Origin of the sequence: Halohasta salina (assembly GCF_024178165.1) — an archaeon.
GTDB classification, from domain to species: domain Archaea; phylum Halobacteriota; class Halobacteria; order Halobacteriales; family Haloferacaceae; genus Halohasta; species Halohasta salina.
Genome location: NZ_JAMZIE010000004.1, coordinates 169,049 through 181,576 on the forward strand (window position 1 = coordinate 169,049; position 12,528 = coordinate 181,576).

The window sequence follows — 12,528 nt, forward strand, 5'->3', positions numbered from 1 at the left end:
CCCAACCGCGGGCATGCAATTTTGCGACGACTGCGGCTCGATGATGCGCTCTGAGGACGGCCAAATGGTCTGTACGAACGACGACTGCGGGTCGACGGCCGAACAGGACACCGAGCTGGCCGCCCAGTTCACGTCGACGGAGTCCCAGAGCGGCGACGAACTGATCGAAACCGAGGAGGGCGACCAGTTCGAGGGGAAACCGACCGCCGACGACGTGACCTGCGAGGAGTGCGGCCACGGCGAGGCGTGGTACACGATCAAACAGACCGGCGCGGCCGACGAGCCACCGACCCGGTTTTTCAAATGTAAAGAGTGCGGCTACCGCTGGCGGGACTACAGTTAACCACGGCCTACCCGGACCGAATCGCCCGTAGCCACGGCCCGCCGGGCCAGTGGGTGCCGCCGATCTCGATAACGCGGAGCCGATCGGCCGCCAGATAGCCCAGCCACGAGACGACGAACAGCGTCGGCGTCAACAGCAGGTGCCAGATGATCGTCTCGGAGATCGGGTAGCCCATCGTCTCCACGACGTCGCGGCCGGCCCGGATCAGCGCGAACACCGCCGGGTGGACGACGTAGATGCCGACCGCGTAGATCCCCCACGACGGGAGCGGCGTGTCGACGCCCAGCCGGGGGCGCGACAGCAGGAACAGGAACAACGACGCCGTCAGCAGCGCGGTCGCGATCCCGTAGCTCGGCGCGTAGACGGACGCGCCGAAGGCCTCGCCCGCAAGCAGGTAGCCAAGCACGTAAAATTCGACCAGTTGGAGGACCGCGAACACGACGACGAGCCCCGCGAGCAGCCGCCCGTGGTCGGCGCTCGGCTCCCACCTCCGGGTACGGATCGTGTACCCCAGACTCGTATAGAAGAAGCCGAAAAACAACGCGTCCCGGATCTCGAAGGGAACGTCGACGACCATCGTGTAGGTAGAGCCCAGCAGCCCGACGACGTGGAACGTCGCCGCGACCGGGAGCACGTAGCTCGCCGCATCAAGGCGGATAAACAGGGCGACCAAGAGGAGCGAAAACAGCAGCGCGGGGAGGAACCAGAGGATCTCCGAGACGGAGGTGCCGTAGTACAACAGGTCGAGGGGATCGACGAACTCGGCGAGGCTCTCGGTGGTCGTCGCGGTGAGCGAGCGTCCCTCGACAGTAGCGCGGGCGAGTCGCCCGGCGAGGAACGTCGGCGCACAGAGGAGGAGTCCGAACACGTAGATAGAGCCCAACGAGGCGACCCGGGCGGAGACGTAGGCGGCCGGATCGCCGTCGGCGGCCTTCAGGGCGAAGAAGTAGCCCGAGGTGACGAAGAAAAACGGTACCGCAAACCGGCCGGTGGTCTTGATCACGAACGTCACCGCGTTCCCGGCGCGTGAGAGCCCCGCAAACGGGTCAGTGTGGATCATGACGATAAACACCATAGCGACGATCCGCAGCGCGTCGATACTGTAGATCCGATCGCCCATGCCTCGACTAAGCAGCCTGTCGGCTATGGGTATTTTCGCCCCGAACCGATCCGATGTAGGCTACCCGTCTCGAAAACGAGAGTTCCGGCCGACGGCGAGCAGTGGCCGCGCCGCTTCGTCGGTCCGTGCGCTACGCCTCGTCGGTCCCGTCGACGGCGTCTTGGGTACCGTACGCTGCGTTCGACTTCGCGTTGTCGTCGGTATCCGGTTCCGAGACGATCCCCTCGCTACCGTAAGGTGCGTTCGACTTCGCGTTGTCGTCGGTGTCGGGCGCCGAGACGATCCCCTCGCTACCGTAGGGCGCGTTCGATTTCGCGTTGTCGTCGGTGTCGGGCGCCGAGACGATCCCCTCGCTACCGTAGGGCGCGTTCGATTTCGCGTTGTCGTCGGTATCGGGCGCCGAGACGATCCCCTCGCTACCGTAGGGCGCGTTCGATTTCGCGTTGTCGTCGGTATCCGGTTCCGAGACGATCCCCTCGCTACCGTAGGGTGTGTTCGGTTTCGCGTTGTCGTCGGTGTCGGATTCGGAGACGATACCGGGTTCGGCAGGGACGGTCGACGTCGGCTCCGGCTTGTGGGTGTGGTCCTCGATGGACTCGCGGTGGGTGGACATAAGTATTTACTCGGTACTGAGTACCCAATCGACATATATCTTTACCCTGAGATGATCACGAACGTTGTATCGGGTCGACGGCCGTCGGAGCCGATCGGGACCGGCGAGGTGGTCGGGTACGGGACGCCACGAGACACACTGTATCAGGTTTTATGCCGTCGGTGTCCCTAAGGCGGCTATGGGAATCCTTTCGCGTGCGTCCTACGTTATCCGGTCGAAGATCAACGCGATCCTCAACCGGACCGAGGACCCCGGCGAGTCGCTCGACTACTCCTACGAGAAGATGCGTGACGAACTCCAAGACGTCAAACAGGGGATCGCCGACCTCACGACCCAAAAGAAGCGACTCGAAATCCAGAAGCGCCGGCTCGAAGAGAACGTCGAGAAACACAACAGCCAAGCACGGGAGGCCGTCCAGCAGGACCGGGACGATCTGGCCCGGAAGGCCCTCGAAAAGAAGAAGTCGAAGATGAGCCAGATCGAGGAGTTGGAGACGCAGATCGCCGACCTCGAAAACACCCAGGAGAACCTCGTCGACAAGAAGAACGAACTGCAGGGCCGGATCGAGGAGTTCAAAACGAAAAAGGAGACGATGAAGGCGCGCTACGAGGCCGCCGAGGCCTCGACGCGTGTCTCGGAGGCGATGACCGGCGTCGGCGACGAGATGGATGACGTCGCCCGGTCGATCGAGCGCGCCGAGGAGCGGACCGACGAGATGGAGGCCCGCTCGGCGGCGATGGACGAACTCGAAGACACCGGCGCGTTCGACGACGCCCTGTCTGACAAGGACAGCATCGACCGCGAGCTCGACGAGCTCTCGTCGAGTCGGGAGGTCGACTCCGAACTCGACACGCTGAAAGCCGAGATGGGGAAGGCCCCCGCCGAAGAGGAGTCCACCACCGACACCGAGGCGTCGACCGATCTCGACGAGGAGCTGAACGCCGACGGCGACGTCGACGTCGATGCCGAACTCAAGGACAGCGAGGTCGAAGCCGAGCTGGACGAACTCAAAGACGACGAGTCGTAGGCCACAGTCGACTGCGGACGACAGTCCGGGCGTTCGGTAGCTCCGGACTGTTTTGGGTGTCTCGCCCGTCGGACAGGACACCTGATGAGCGACTCAACCCCGAGTGATCGTCTCGAAGCACGAACCGAGGGGAGTCGGTACTGGATGCGCCTGTTGATCGCGGTCGACCGGTGGCTGCTCGTCGCGGTCATTCTCGCTGTCGTGTTCTGTCTTCTCGTCGTCACGAGTCGGCTCGGATTGGCTCCCCTCCGAGAGATCGCGGCGAGCCAAAACGGGATCAGATACCTGTTTTCACCGTTCATCGGGGCGATCATCACCGGCACCTCGATCGTCGTCACTATCAACCAACTCGTACTCTCACAGGAACTCGGCGCTGTCGGCGACCAGCGGAGCCGGATGCAGGAGGCGATGGGGTTCCAGACGGACGTCGAATCGACACTCGGGATCGGGGTCAGCAACCCGGAGCCTGCGGCGTTTCTCGACCAACTCGTCGGTGGAATCGAAGACCGGGCCGGCCGACTCGGTGAGACGGTGACGGCCGACGACCCGGAGGGTGCCGAACCAGTAACCGACTTCGTCGACGATGTCACCCGGAACGCCGAAACGGTCAGAGACGATCTCGACGGCGCGCAGTTCGGAACGTTCGAGGTGATGCTGGCCGCACTCGACTTCAACTACTCCTGGAAGATCTACGCCGCCCGTCGGATACGTCACCACCACGGCGAATCGCTGTCGACCGAGGCCGAGGCGGCGCTCGACGAACTGCTCTCGCTGCTGAAATTCTTCGGCGAGGCGCGGGAACACTTCAAGACGCTGTACTTCCAGTGGGAGCTGATCAACCTCTCGCGGGCGCTGCTCTACATCGCGCTACCAGCGCTGGCCGTGGTTGGGGTGTTTCTCATGTACGTCGACGCGACCACACTGTACGGAACGACACTGGGGGTCGACAACCTCGTCTGGCTGGCCAGCGCGGGGTTCGCACTCGGGATCGCACCGTTCGTCGTCTTTATCGTCTTCATCCTGCGGATCGCGACCGTCGCCAAACATACCCTCGCGATGGGGCCGTTCATCCTGCGAGAGACCGAACGGGAGACGGATGTCGAATGAGGGACCTGATGGATCGCAAACCGAGCCGTCGACGACTGTTGGGCGGGGTCGGGGGCGTCCTCACGGTCGGCCTCGCTGGCTGTACCGACGATTCCGGCGGGCGGGACTACGAGCGTGGGACCGTCGAACTCCCGGCGGATGCCGAGCCACGAACGCCCGCCGAGCTGTCGGTGGCGACCCAACAGGCGACGACCGACCCCAGCGACGCGGTGGCACCGACGAGCGCCGTCGACCTCGTCGACCACGCGTTCGTCTTCGAGTCGGGGTATCTCGGCGCGACCGTTCAGGGAACGGTGGTCAACCGAGCCGGTAGCCGGATCGATCGCTGCGAGGTCCGTGTGCGTGTCTACAACGGCGACGAGCAGCTGCTCGGCCGGTATCTCGACCGCGTCGGTGGCCTCGACGGTGGCCGGTCGTGGCGGTTCACCGTGATCGTGCTCGAAGCGCCGGGCGACATCGCAGCCTACGATATTACGGTCCTCGGGACGCCAGCGTGAGCAGCCGCGATGATTTTAGTAGCTGCCATGGGAACACCGGGACAATGCCACGAACACTACTCGTGCCGCTCGATGGCTCGCCACAGTCGAAGGAGGCACTGCGGTACGCAGTCGAGACGTTTCCCGACGCCGACCTCGTCGTCGTCCACGTCCTGAATCCCGCCGCTGGGGCCGGAGATATCGACGGGATGGTCGCCGATACGGCCGGAATGGTAAACGAACAACAGGAGTTCGCCGAGCAACTGTTCGACGAGGCCCGCGAGATCGTCGGTGCCGACCGCATCGTCGACACCGACCTGCTGGTAGGGCGGGCAGCCACTGAAGTCGTCGGCTACGCCGAGGACAACGCGATCGACGAGATCGTCATGGGGAGCCACGGCCGGGATGGCGCGGCCCGGCTCCTCTTGGGGAGCGTCTCCGAGACCGTCGTCCGGCGGTCGCCCGTTCCGGTCACCGTCGTTCGATAGCTGGTAGTCGACGGCTACTGGCTGCCAACCGACGTTAGAGACGGACTAACCGGGTCGTCCAGAAGTCACGAAACGCGTGGTCGAGTGCCGCCTCGGGGTTCCCACCGGCGTCGGTGCTGGCGGTGTGGTCGGCGAAGTCGGCGAGATCCGGGAGGACCGACCGCTCGCCGGTCAAGATCACGCGGTCGGGGTCGGCCTGCTCGATGTGATCGGTCAGTTGCTCGCGGGCCGCGTCGAGATGGTCGTCGATCTGTTCGTTCCGGATGCGCTCGAAACGACCCTGTGAGAACCCGCCTTTCGAGTGGTCGGATTTGATGTTACTTTCGAACCCGTCGAACGCGACGCGCTCGCCCGCGTCGTAGACGCCAACGGCGAACACGTCGGCCCGAACCACGCCGAAGACCAGCGTGCCGGTCGGTCGGAACCACGACGCCTCGACACGAAAGGCGTCGGCCCAGTCGACGAAGCCCTCGGGCATCAGCGGTGGCCGGAGCGCCGCCGAGACGAGTCCCGCGTCGTCGGTGTAGTAGATCGTCGGTGCCGCCCGACGAAGCGGGGCGGCGCAATCGCCGGCGACCTCACTGACCGTTTCGGGGAGGCCACCCTCGGCGTCGACGAGGGCGGCCGTCAGCGCGCCCTCGGGCCCCGTTTCGAACGACTGGAGCCGATCGAGCACTGCGGCGAGTCGCTCGCCACGGAGCGATTCAGTCCCGCGCGGCGAGCGGTCGACGTCGGCGTCCGGTTCGGTACGGTCGAGGCGGTCTTCGAGTTCGGTGATCTTGTCTTCGAGCCGGTTGACCCGCTGTTCGGCCCGCTGGCGGTCGGCGACGGCATCGGCCCGCCGCTCGGATTCGGCCTCTAGCTGCCGCTCTAAGTGGTGTTTCTCCTCCTCCAACTCCTCGATACGGTCTTTGAGTTCGGCCCGCCCGAGCAGTTCGTCAAGCATACCCCAAGGGGGCAGTCAGCGAACTTGAAACGTTGGGTCGGCTTACGTCCCGGCCGCCGGCTGCCACCCCGAGTAGCGAAGCAGTTCCATCGCCCGGTTGGCCTTCGCTAACAGCACCTCGCGCTGGCTCGGTGCGGCCTCGTCGAGCAGTTCGGCCGGTACCGCGAGGGTTCCCGACGGCACCCCCTCGTCGCCGTGGACGGGGAAGTGTGTGTTATCGACTTTCATCACGAGCGGCGCGTCGAGCCGCTCGATGCCGTCGCCGTCGGCATACAACTGCTCGTTGACCGCTTCGTGGTCGTCCCGATGGATTACTGCCTGTTCGCCGTCGTGCGGCTCGACGTACAGTTTGCCGAGGTAGTAGCCGCCCGAGAATTGCTCGAACATACTATTCGTGGCATGGTATACCATGACGACTGATAAGCGTTGTCGAGGTGTTTTATATAGGACCGCAATCAGATGATTCGCCAGTCGGTCAAGTGGGAGTACAGCCCGTCGACGGGGAACCGAGAGTAGTCGGCGAGTAGTTGTATGTGAGGAGTCGGCCGGGGGGTGAACCCGAAGTTAGTGCCACTCGACGTCGACCGACTGGAGCACCACGTCGTCATAGGGTTTGTCGTTGCCGTCGGTGCGGACCGAGCCGATCTCCTCGACGACGTCCATCCCCTCTGTAACCTCGCCGAAGACGGAGTGTTTGCCGTCGAGGTGCGGCGTCGCGTCGAGGGTGATGAAGAACTGCGAGCCGTTGGTGTTCGGCCCGGAGTTGGCCATACTCAGGATCCCTGCGCTGTCGTGGGTGAGGTCGTCGTGGAACTCGTCGTCGAACTGGTAGCCGGGGCCACCGCGGCCGGTGCCGGTGGGGTCGCCGCCCTGAATCATGAACCCCTCGATGACGCGGTGGAACAACACGTCGTCGTACAGGGGTTCGTTTTCGACCGTCTCGCCGGTCTCGGGGTCAGTCCACTCCTTGGAACCGGTCGCGAGGCCGATGAAATTGCCGACCGTGTTGGGAGCGCGCTCTTCGAACAGTTCGACGGTGATGTCGCCGTGGTTCGTGTGTAGGGTCGCGGTTGGGTTTGCCATACGGGTCGACTGGCTGGCACGGTGAAAACAGTGCTGTCTCGGGGCGCACGGGCCGGTCGGCGGGACCAGTCGACCGGACCGTCAGCCGGGGCCGTCGACCGAACCGTGTGTCGGGCTCCCAGCCGTCAACGAAGTTTATGTAGGCGGCCGTCATAGGGGCGTTCCAACGCGATGGAAGAGAGTATCTCCGGCTTCAAAGTACGCGGTGAGTGGAGCGACGTCGTCGAACACGGCGAGCGCATCACCCAAGCACTCCGGGAGACGGGCACGGCGGAGGGCGACCCGTTCGCGGCCGCGTTCAAGGAGTGGAACGAGTGGCGACCCAAGGCTCACGAGCGGCTCAACGAGGACGTCAACGAGAAGACGGCCGACCAAGCCAGCGTCAGCGAGGGCGAAGGCGAGAAAGCGGGGAAAGCAGCCACCGAGGACGTCCGGACGGCCGGCGAAAAGCTCTCGGAGTCCTACGAGAAGATCGGCAACGGCGACGACGAGGGCGCGGTCGAACGCTGGCAGGACTCGATCGACTACGTCACCCGCGCGGCCGACTCGGTGAGCCGGAAGGCCTTGCGGACGGTCGAGACCACAGTGTATGAAAAGGTGATGACACAGCTCGCGCCCTACTACTTCGATAACGACCTGATCAGCGCCAACATCCAAAAAACCACACAGGGCAACGGCGAGGAGGAGTTCATCTTCGAGGTCAACGTCAACGACGACGAACTCAAGGAGGCGGTCTCCCAGCAACTCGGCGAGTACGAGGACACGATCGATCGCTGGCACGTGACGACCGAAAAGGAGACCGAAAGCGTCGAAGCCGCCGAGGGCGTCGAGCCGCCCGAACCACAGGACGACGACGATACCCGGTCGACGACCAACTGACGATGGCCGAGCCGCTTCGCATCGAGCCCGGCGATCGGACGGCCGCCGAGATCGTCGACGCACTCGAAGCCGGCCGACGGATCTTGGTGACCGTCGAACTGCTTGGGGAGCCACGGGAGATCAGCCTCCGGTACGACGGCGAGTGGTTCTACTGCGATACGCCGACCCGGCTCCACAAACACAGCGACGCCGCCGAGATGCGGGAGTGTGTCCGAAAGATGGGGTACGGCGAGTAGCGCGTAGTTTTACCCCGAACCGGTCCGAAAGCCATCCATGAGCGACCCATCCGACATCGAATCCCTCGTGGGCACCACCGAGCCGGAGTTCGCCCACATCCTCTCGTGTGTGTTCGGCATCCGGGACCACGAGAGCCGGACCTATCTCGTCTTGCTCGATCACCCCGGCAGTACCGTCGAGGAACTCGCCGGCACCCTCGACCGGGACCGGAGCAACGTCAACCGCTCGCTGTCGACGCTCCGGGAGAAGGGGCTGGTCGAACGACAGCGCCGCCTGCTGGATCCCGGCGGCTACGTCTACCAGTACACCGCGGTCGACCTGCCGACGGCCAAGGGGATGCTCCACGAGTCGCTCGACGAGTGGGCCGACTCGGTCCACGACGCCATCGACGAGTTCGGCGGCTGACCGACAGGGCAGTCGACAACCGACCGTCTTTTTACGCCAGCCACATCAGAAGTAGATAATGAGTCTCGACCTGTCGGCCCCGGCCCAGCCGGCCCCGGGCTGTGCGAACGACGACGGCGTCTGGCTGGAGTGTATCGAGTGTGGCGAACAGTTCGCCCCCTTCGAGGACATCCGGTACACCTGTGACGACTGCGACGGGCTGCTGGAAGTCCGGTACGCCGACCCGCCGACGTTCGAGGAGTTCGAGGGCCGGGGCGTCTGGCGGTACAACGCCGGCCTGCCGTTCGAGGTCGGGGTCACCCTCCCGGAGGGCGACACCCCGCTCCACGAGGCCCCACGGCTCGAAGAGTCGATCGGCGTCGACAGCCTCCGGATCAAACACGAGGGGATGAACCCCACCGGCTCGTTCAAGGACCGCGGGATGACCGTGGGCGTCCGCGTCGCCAAGGAACTCGGCGTCGGTCGACTCGCCTGCGCCTCGACCGGCAACACCAGCGCGGCGCTGGCGGCCTACGGGGCCCGCGGCGGGATGGAAACGCTCGTCCTGTTGCCCTCGGGCAAGGTCGCCGCCGGGAAGATCGCCCAAGCGAGCCTGCACAACGCGAGGATCTTGGAGGTCGACGGCAACTTCGATAGCTGTCTGGACATCGTCCAGGACCTCGCCGCCATGGGTGAGGTCTACCTGCTCAATTCCCTCAATCCGTTCCGCCTCGAAGGCCAGAAGACGATCGGCTTCGAGATCCTCGAAGAACACTACGCCGATTACGGCGAGTACCCCGACCGGATCGTCCTCCCGGTGGGCAACGCGGGCAACACCTCGGCGCTCTACAAGGCGTCCCGCGAACTCGTCCAGAGCGGCGCCCTCGACGAGGATCAAGTGCCGAAACTCACCGGCGTCCAAGCGGAGGGCGCTGCGCCGATGGTCGAAGCCGTCCGCGAGGGTAACGACGAGGTCCGCCGGTGGGACGACGTCGAAACCATCGCCACGGCGATCCGGATCGGTAACCCGGTCAACGCACCGAAGGCGCTGCCGGGGATCCGCAACACCGGCGGCACTGCCGTCTCGGTCTCCGACGAGGAGATCACCGACGCCCAGCGCTCGCTCGCGGGCGAAGGGATCGGCGTCGAGCCGGCCTCGGCGGCCTCCGTCGCCGGGCTCCGCAAGCTCCGCAAACAGGGTGAGATCGGTGCCGACGAGTCGGTCGTCTGCCTGACGACCGGCCACCTGCTGAAGGATCCCGACGCCGCCTTCGAGGCCGGCGGCGACCCCGAGCCGGTGCCGAACGACACCGAGGCCGTCCTCGAACACATCAACGCCCCGGAGTCGACGGTCGGGCGCGTCGCCGAACGGGTGTCGAACGCCGTCGGCTCGCCGCTGGTGGCGGCCCTCGGTGGCCTCGGGCTCGCGTATCTCGGCTACCGGAAGCTCCGCGAGCAAACCGAGTAGCCCCCAAACGGGGGCCAGCGACGGCCACCGGGACTGTCATGCGACTGTCTGACATACTATTTTGTATGTGCCCGACATGTTACGGAACATGTGGTCGTCGACACTCCCGACGGGGACGGTGCGCGATGAGGGGCGTGGGAGTCGGACCTACCCACAGCCGGCCCAACAGTCGGGACGACGGCGTCGGTCGGACCGCCAGCCGCGGGCCGAGTTGGAAGCCGAAGTCGACCGGCTCCGGCAGGAGAAACGGCAGGCCGACGCGGAGATCCAGCGACTGGAGTCGCAGGTCGAGTTGCTCCGGAACCAGTTGGAACGCCACCACGAGTCCAAGCGGGCGATGGTCGACCGCTACGAGCGGGTGATCGCCGAGTTGGAGACGGCCGCAGCGACCGCGCCGACCGCCGAAACCACGAGCGCCGAGACCAGCAAGCGGGGGCTGCTGGATCGGCTCACGGGCGGACTGTTCTGAGGGGGTCAGTCGTCAGTCCGCTGTGGGGTCGACAGCGGCGCGGTCGGCGAGGGGGTTGACGGCGGCGGTGTCGGATGCCAGTCTTCGACCAGCGGGAACTGAGCGGTACGAGTCGCGCCGACGGCCGCCTGTGCGCGGTCGATATCGGTGCCGTCGAGGCGGGCGCTGTAGGCGGCCATCGACTCGCTCGGCGAGGCCGTCGACACGTAGCGCACGGTCGTCCCGCGGCTGTCGATGTCGACGACGAGATACGCCTGCGGGAACGTACAGATCGACGGCGCGGTAACCTCGGTCACGGTGTGAGTGGAGGTCTCGCGGGCGGCAACACCGGGGAGGTGGATGTGGCCGGTGAGCGCCAGCGGGACGCCGGCCCCGGCCAGCGTCTCCATGGCCGCCTCGCCGTTACGCATGATCGGCACGGCCGACATGTCGACGCCGGTCGCAGCACCGGAGTTCGCGGCCTGTCGTGCCGTCGGCGGCAGCGTGTGGTGGGTGAAGACGACCGGACAGTCGGCGGTCTCGGCGCGGTCGGCCAGCCAGTCCAACTGCCTCGGCGTCACCCGCCCGTCGTGGCTCTCGCGCAGGTCGCCGTCGGGTGTCCACGCGCTGTCGAGGCCGAGGAGGTCGACGCCGCCGACTCCCACCTGATACGGGAGTTTCCCGGGCGTGTAGCGGTCGATGAAGCGACCGCGGGAGGCCGACCGATGGGCGTCGAACGTTTTGGGGACGTCGTGGTTACCGGGGACCGCGAAAAACGGGGCGTCGAGGTCGGACAGCAGGTCGTCAACACGAGCAAAGTCCCACGGCGCGCCGTCCTTGGTGAGGTCGCCGACCGAGACGACCGCGTCGACGTCGCGGCTGTTGATGTCGGTAATCGCTGTTTCCAGAAAGCCTTCGGTTCGCTCGAACTGCTTCGGCGAGCCGTCGGCCCGCGTCGAGACGTGGGGATCGGCGAGCACCGCGAGCCGCGTGGGACGGCTGGTGGTAGGGGCAGCGAGTCGCGCCATGACGGTGCTTCCGGCGTTCCGAAGCGGTCGACCACTCATTAGATACAGGTCGGATCCGGGAACCTAAAGCCGTATCTAGGAGCCATACACCTGCCTGTAGAGACCTATATAGCCGTTGGGGCGCTGTAGCTGCCGTTTGGCCCGGAGTCAGCAACTGGGACGAACGGGAACGCACTGGGGTGCTATCGGTTACCACCGGTTCCACAGCGGGGGTCATCCGTCGACTACGGCTATTTCGGTAGCGAGCCACTGGGACAGTGATCATGGCAACCGAATCCCCCACCCAACCGACGACGATGACCACGCCCGGAAGCTGGCGACCGGTCATCATCGGCGGTCTCGCTATCGCGATCGTCGGCCTCGTGGCGATAGTCGCCCCGTTCCTGACGGGCGTTTCGCTGTCGCTGCTGCTCGGCGGGCTGCTCGTCGTCGGCGGGGTGGTCCACCTCGTCGGCGCCTTCGGCGTCCGCGGCTGGAGCGCGTTCATCTGGCAGGTCCTGTTGGCTGGCGTCTACGGCATCGCTGGCGTCGCTCTGCTCACGAATCCTATCGTCGGCCTCGCCACGCTGACGACGCTGGTCATCGCCTTCTTCGTCTTCGAGGGCATCGCCGAGATCGGCATGGGCCTGCGGTCACGGGCCCACACTGGCTGGACGTCGCTGATCGCCAGCGGCCTGCTGTCGCTGGTGCTGGCCGGACTGCTCGTCGCCGGCCTCCCGGGGAGCCTGCTGTGGGCCGTTGGCCTGCTGTTCGGGGTCAACGTCTTCATGACCGGGGCGACGATGGCCTACGTCGGCTACGCGAACCGTCGACGAATGGCTGCGACGGCCGAGGAGCCGGTCGACGAAGGCGTGAAGCCGAGCGTCTAGTCCCGACCAACC

At 65.6% G+C, this 12,528-nt stretch carries 17 protein-coding genes; 11 read left to right on the forward strand and 6 right to left on the reverse strand.

All coding sequences use genetic code 11. From position 1 onward, the window contains the following. The first annotated feature begins 13 nt into the window (after positions 1–13). Complete coding sequence (locus NKJ34_RS10685) at positions 14–343, forward strand: transcription factor S (protein ID WP_253738289.1); 330 nt, start codon at positions 14–16, stop codon at positions 341–343. Between the two features lie 7 nt (positions 344–350). Here the strand turns inward: NKJ34_RS10685 and NKJ34_RS10690 are convergent, their stop codons facing one another. Further along, complete coding sequence (locus tag NKJ34_RS10690) at positions 351–1,463, reverse strand: acyltransferase family protein (RefSeq protein ID WP_253738290.1); 1,113 nt, start codon at positions 1,461–1,463, stop codon at positions 351–353. A 130-nt stretch (positions 1,464–1,593) separates the two neighbouring features. Further along, complete coding sequence (locus NKJ34_RS10695; RefSeq protein ID WP_253738291.1) at positions 1,594–2,076, reverse strand: hypothetical protein; 483 nt, start codon at positions 2,074–2,076, stop codon at positions 1,594–1,596. A gap of 178 nt (positions 2,077–2,254) precedes the next feature. On the opposite strand from NKJ34_RS10695, the gene NKJ34_RS10700 reads away from it, so the two are divergent. The 4 genes from NKJ34_RS10700 (at position 2,255) to NKJ34_RS10715 (ending at position 5,174) form a co-directional block, all read left to right on the forward strand. After that, entirely contained in the window at positions 2,255–3,103 is an 849-nt protein-coding gene (locus tag NKJ34_RS10700) for a PspA/IM30 family protein (protein WP_253738292.1), read from the forward strand. A gap of 84 nt (positions 3,104–3,187) precedes the next feature. Further along, positions 3,188–4,210: a DUF7972 family membrane protein gene (locus tag NKJ34_RS10705; protein ID WP_253738293.1), complete on the forward strand. Its 1,023-nt coding sequence runs from the start codon at positions 3,188–3,190 to the stop codon at positions 4,208–4,210. Between the two features lie 8 nt (positions 4,211–4,218). Next, the gene (locus NKJ34_RS10710; protein ID WP_253738294.1) at positions 4,219–4,707 is read left to right on the forward strand and encodes an FxLYD domain-containing protein; all 489 of its coding nucleotides are present in this window, start codon (positions 4,219–4,221) and stop codon (positions 4,705–4,707) included. Between the two features lie 44 nt (positions 4,708–4,751). Next, on the forward strand, positions 4,752–5,174 hold the full coding sequence (locus NKJ34_RS10715) for a universal stress protein (protein WP_253738295.1): 423 nt from the start codon (positions 4,752–4,754) through the stop codon (positions 5,172–5,174). 34 nt (positions 5,175–5,208) lie between these two features. Here NKJ34_RS10715 and NKJ34_RS10720 read toward each other — a convergent pair whose 3' ends face one another. The 3 genes from NKJ34_RS10720 to NKJ34_RS10730 all read right to left on the reverse strand — a co-directional run bounded on the left by NKJ34_RS10720 (position 5,209) and on the right by NKJ34_RS10730 (position 7,203). Further along, positions 5,209–6,120 carry a Vms1/Ankzf1 family peptidyl-tRNA hydrolase gene (locus NKJ34_RS10720; RefSeq protein ID WP_253738296.1) on the reverse strand — a complete coding sequence of 304 codons (912 nt, stop codon included), beginning with the start codon at positions 6,118–6,120 and terminating at the stop codon, positions 5,209–5,211. Between the two features lie 42 nt (positions 6,121–6,162). Then, positions 6,163–6,507, reverse strand: coding sequence for a DUF5802 family protein (locus NKJ34_RS10725; protein ID WP_253738297.1), 345 nt, complete (start codon positions 6,505–6,507; stop codon positions 6,163–6,165). A gap of 177 nt (positions 6,508–6,684) precedes the next feature. Continuing rightward, positions 6,685–7,203 (reverse strand): peptidylprolyl isomerase, encoded by a 519-nt coding sequence (locus NKJ34_RS10730; RefSeq protein WP_253738298.1) that lies wholly within the window; start codon positions 7,201–7,203, stop codon positions 6,685–6,687. Positions 7,204–7,374: 171 nt separating this feature from the next. Between NKJ34_RS10730 and NKJ34_RS10735 the strand changes: the two genes are divergently transcribed. The 5 genes from NKJ34_RS10735 (at position 7,375) to NKJ34_RS10755 (ending at position 10,640) form a co-directional block, all read left to right on the forward strand. Continuing rightward, positions 7,375–8,082, forward strand: a complete 708-nt coding sequence (locus NKJ34_RS10735; RefSeq protein WP_253738299.1) for a DUF5828 family protein — start codon at positions 7,375–7,377, stop codon at positions 8,080–8,082. 2 nt (positions 8,083–8,084) lie between these two features. Beyond that, the gene (locus tag NKJ34_RS10740) at positions 8,085–8,318 is read left to right on the forward strand and encodes a DUF8001 family protein (RefSeq protein ID WP_253738300.1); all 234 of its coding nucleotides are present in this window, start codon (positions 8,085–8,087) and stop codon (positions 8,316–8,318) included. Between the two features lie 37 nt (positions 8,319–8,355). Continuing rightward, positions 8,356–8,724 (forward strand): helix-turn-helix domain-containing protein, encoded by a 369-nt coding sequence (locus NKJ34_RS10745; protein ID WP_253738301.1) that lies wholly within the window; start codon positions 8,356–8,358, stop codon positions 8,722–8,724. Positions 8,725–8,782: 58 nt separating this feature from the next. Continuing rightward, positions 8,783–10,171 (forward strand): threonine synthase, encoded by a 1,389-nt coding sequence (thrC, locus tag NKJ34_RS10750; protein ID WP_425491813.1) that lies wholly within the window; start codon positions 8,783–8,785, stop codon positions 10,169–10,171. Positions 10,172–10,259: 88 nt separating this feature from the next. Continuing rightward, the gene (locus NKJ34_RS10755; RefSeq protein WP_253738302.1) at positions 10,260–10,640 is read left to right on the forward strand and encodes a hypothetical protein; all 381 of its coding nucleotides are present in this window, start codon (positions 10,260–10,262) and stop codon (positions 10,638–10,640) included. Between the two features lie 5 nt (positions 10,641–10,645). Here NKJ34_RS10755 and NKJ34_RS10760 read toward each other — a convergent pair whose 3' ends face one another. After that, entirely contained in the window at positions 10,646–11,686 is a 1,041-nt protein-coding gene (locus NKJ34_RS10760) for a metallophosphoesterase family protein (RefSeq protein WP_253738303.1), read from the reverse strand. Between the two features lie 224 nt (positions 11,687–11,910). On the opposite strand from NKJ34_RS10760, the gene NKJ34_RS10765 reads away from it, so the two are divergent. Continuing rightward, on the forward strand, positions 11,911–12,516 hold the full coding sequence (locus NKJ34_RS10765) for an HdeD family acid-resistance protein (RefSeq protein WP_253738304.1): 606 nt from the start codon (positions 11,911–11,913) through the stop codon (positions 12,514–12,516). Positions 12,517–12,528 lie beyond the last annotated feature (12 nt).

What these genes read in the sequence shown, in the direction of transcription:
- NKJ34_RS10710 (WP_253738294.1), top strand. Translation starts at nt 4,219, where the DNA reads ATGGATCGCAAACCGAGCCGTCGACGACTGTTGGGCGGGGTCGGGGGC.
- NKJ34_RS10690 (WP_253738290.1), bottom strand. Translation starts at nt 1,463, where the DNA reads ATGGGCGATCGGATCTACAGTATCGACGCGCTGCGGATCGTCGCTATG.
- thrC (WP_425491813.1), top strand. Translation starts at nt 8,783, where the DNA reads ATGAGTCTCGACCTGTCGGCCCCGGCCCAGCCGGCCCCGGGCTGTGCG.
- NKJ34_RS10725 (WP_253738297.1), bottom strand. Translation starts at nt 6,507, where the DNA reads ATGTTCGAGCAATTCTCGGGCGGCTACTACCTCGGCAAACTGTACGTC.
- NKJ34_RS10695 (WP_253738291.1), bottom strand. Translation starts at nt 2,076, where the DNA reads ATGTCCACCCACCGCGAGTCCATCGAGGACCACACCCACAAGCCGGAG.
- NKJ34_RS10730 (WP_253738298.1), bottom strand. Translation starts at nt 7,203, where the DNA reads ATGGCAAACCCAACCGCGACCCTACACACGAACCACGGCGACATCACC.
- NKJ34_RS10715 (WP_253738295.1), top strand. Translation starts at nt 4,752, where the DNA reads ATGCCACGAACACTACTCGTGCCGCTCGATGGCTCGCCACAGTCGAAG.
- NKJ34_RS10700 (WP_253738292.1), top strand. Translation starts at nt 2,255, where the DNA reads ATGGGAATCCTTTCGCGTGCGTCCTACGTTATCCGGTCGAAGATCAAC.
- NKJ34_RS10745 (WP_253738301.1), top strand. Translation starts at nt 8,356, where the DNA reads ATGAGCGACCCATCCGACATCGAATCCCTCGTGGGCACCACCGAGCCG.
- NKJ34_RS10685 (WP_253738289.1), top strand. Translation starts at nt 14, where the DNA reads ATGCAATTTTGCGACGACTGCGGCTCGATGATGCGCTCTGAGGACGGC.
- NKJ34_RS10735 (WP_253738299.1), top strand. Translation starts at nt 7,375, where the DNA reads ATGGAAGAGAGTATCTCCGGCTTCAAAGTACGCGGTGAGTGGAGCGAC.
- NKJ34_RS10720 (WP_253738296.1), bottom strand. Translation starts at nt 6,120, where the DNA reads ATGCTTGACGAACTGCTCGGGCGGGCCGAACTCAAAGACCGTATCGAG.
- NKJ34_RS10765 (WP_253738304.1), top strand. Translation starts at nt 11,911, where the DNA reads ATGGCAACCGAATCCCCCACCCAACCGACGACGATGACCACGCCCGGA.
- NKJ34_RS10760 (WP_253738303.1), bottom strand. Translation starts at nt 11,686, where the DNA reads ATGAGTGGTCGACCGCTTCGGAACGCCGGAAGCACCGTCATGGCGCGA.
- NKJ34_RS10755 (WP_253738302.1), top strand. Translation starts at nt 10,260, where the DNA reads ATGTGGTCGTCGACACTCCCGACGGGGACGGTGCGCGATGAGGGGCGT.
- NKJ34_RS10705 (WP_253738293.1), top strand. Translation starts at nt 3,188, where the DNA reads ATGAGCGACTCAACCCCGAGTGATCGTCTCGAAGCACGAACCGAGGGG.
- NKJ34_RS10740 (WP_253738300.1), top strand. Translation starts at nt 8,085, where the DNA reads ATGGCCGAGCCGCTTCGCATCGAGCCCGGCGATCGGACGGCCGCCGAG.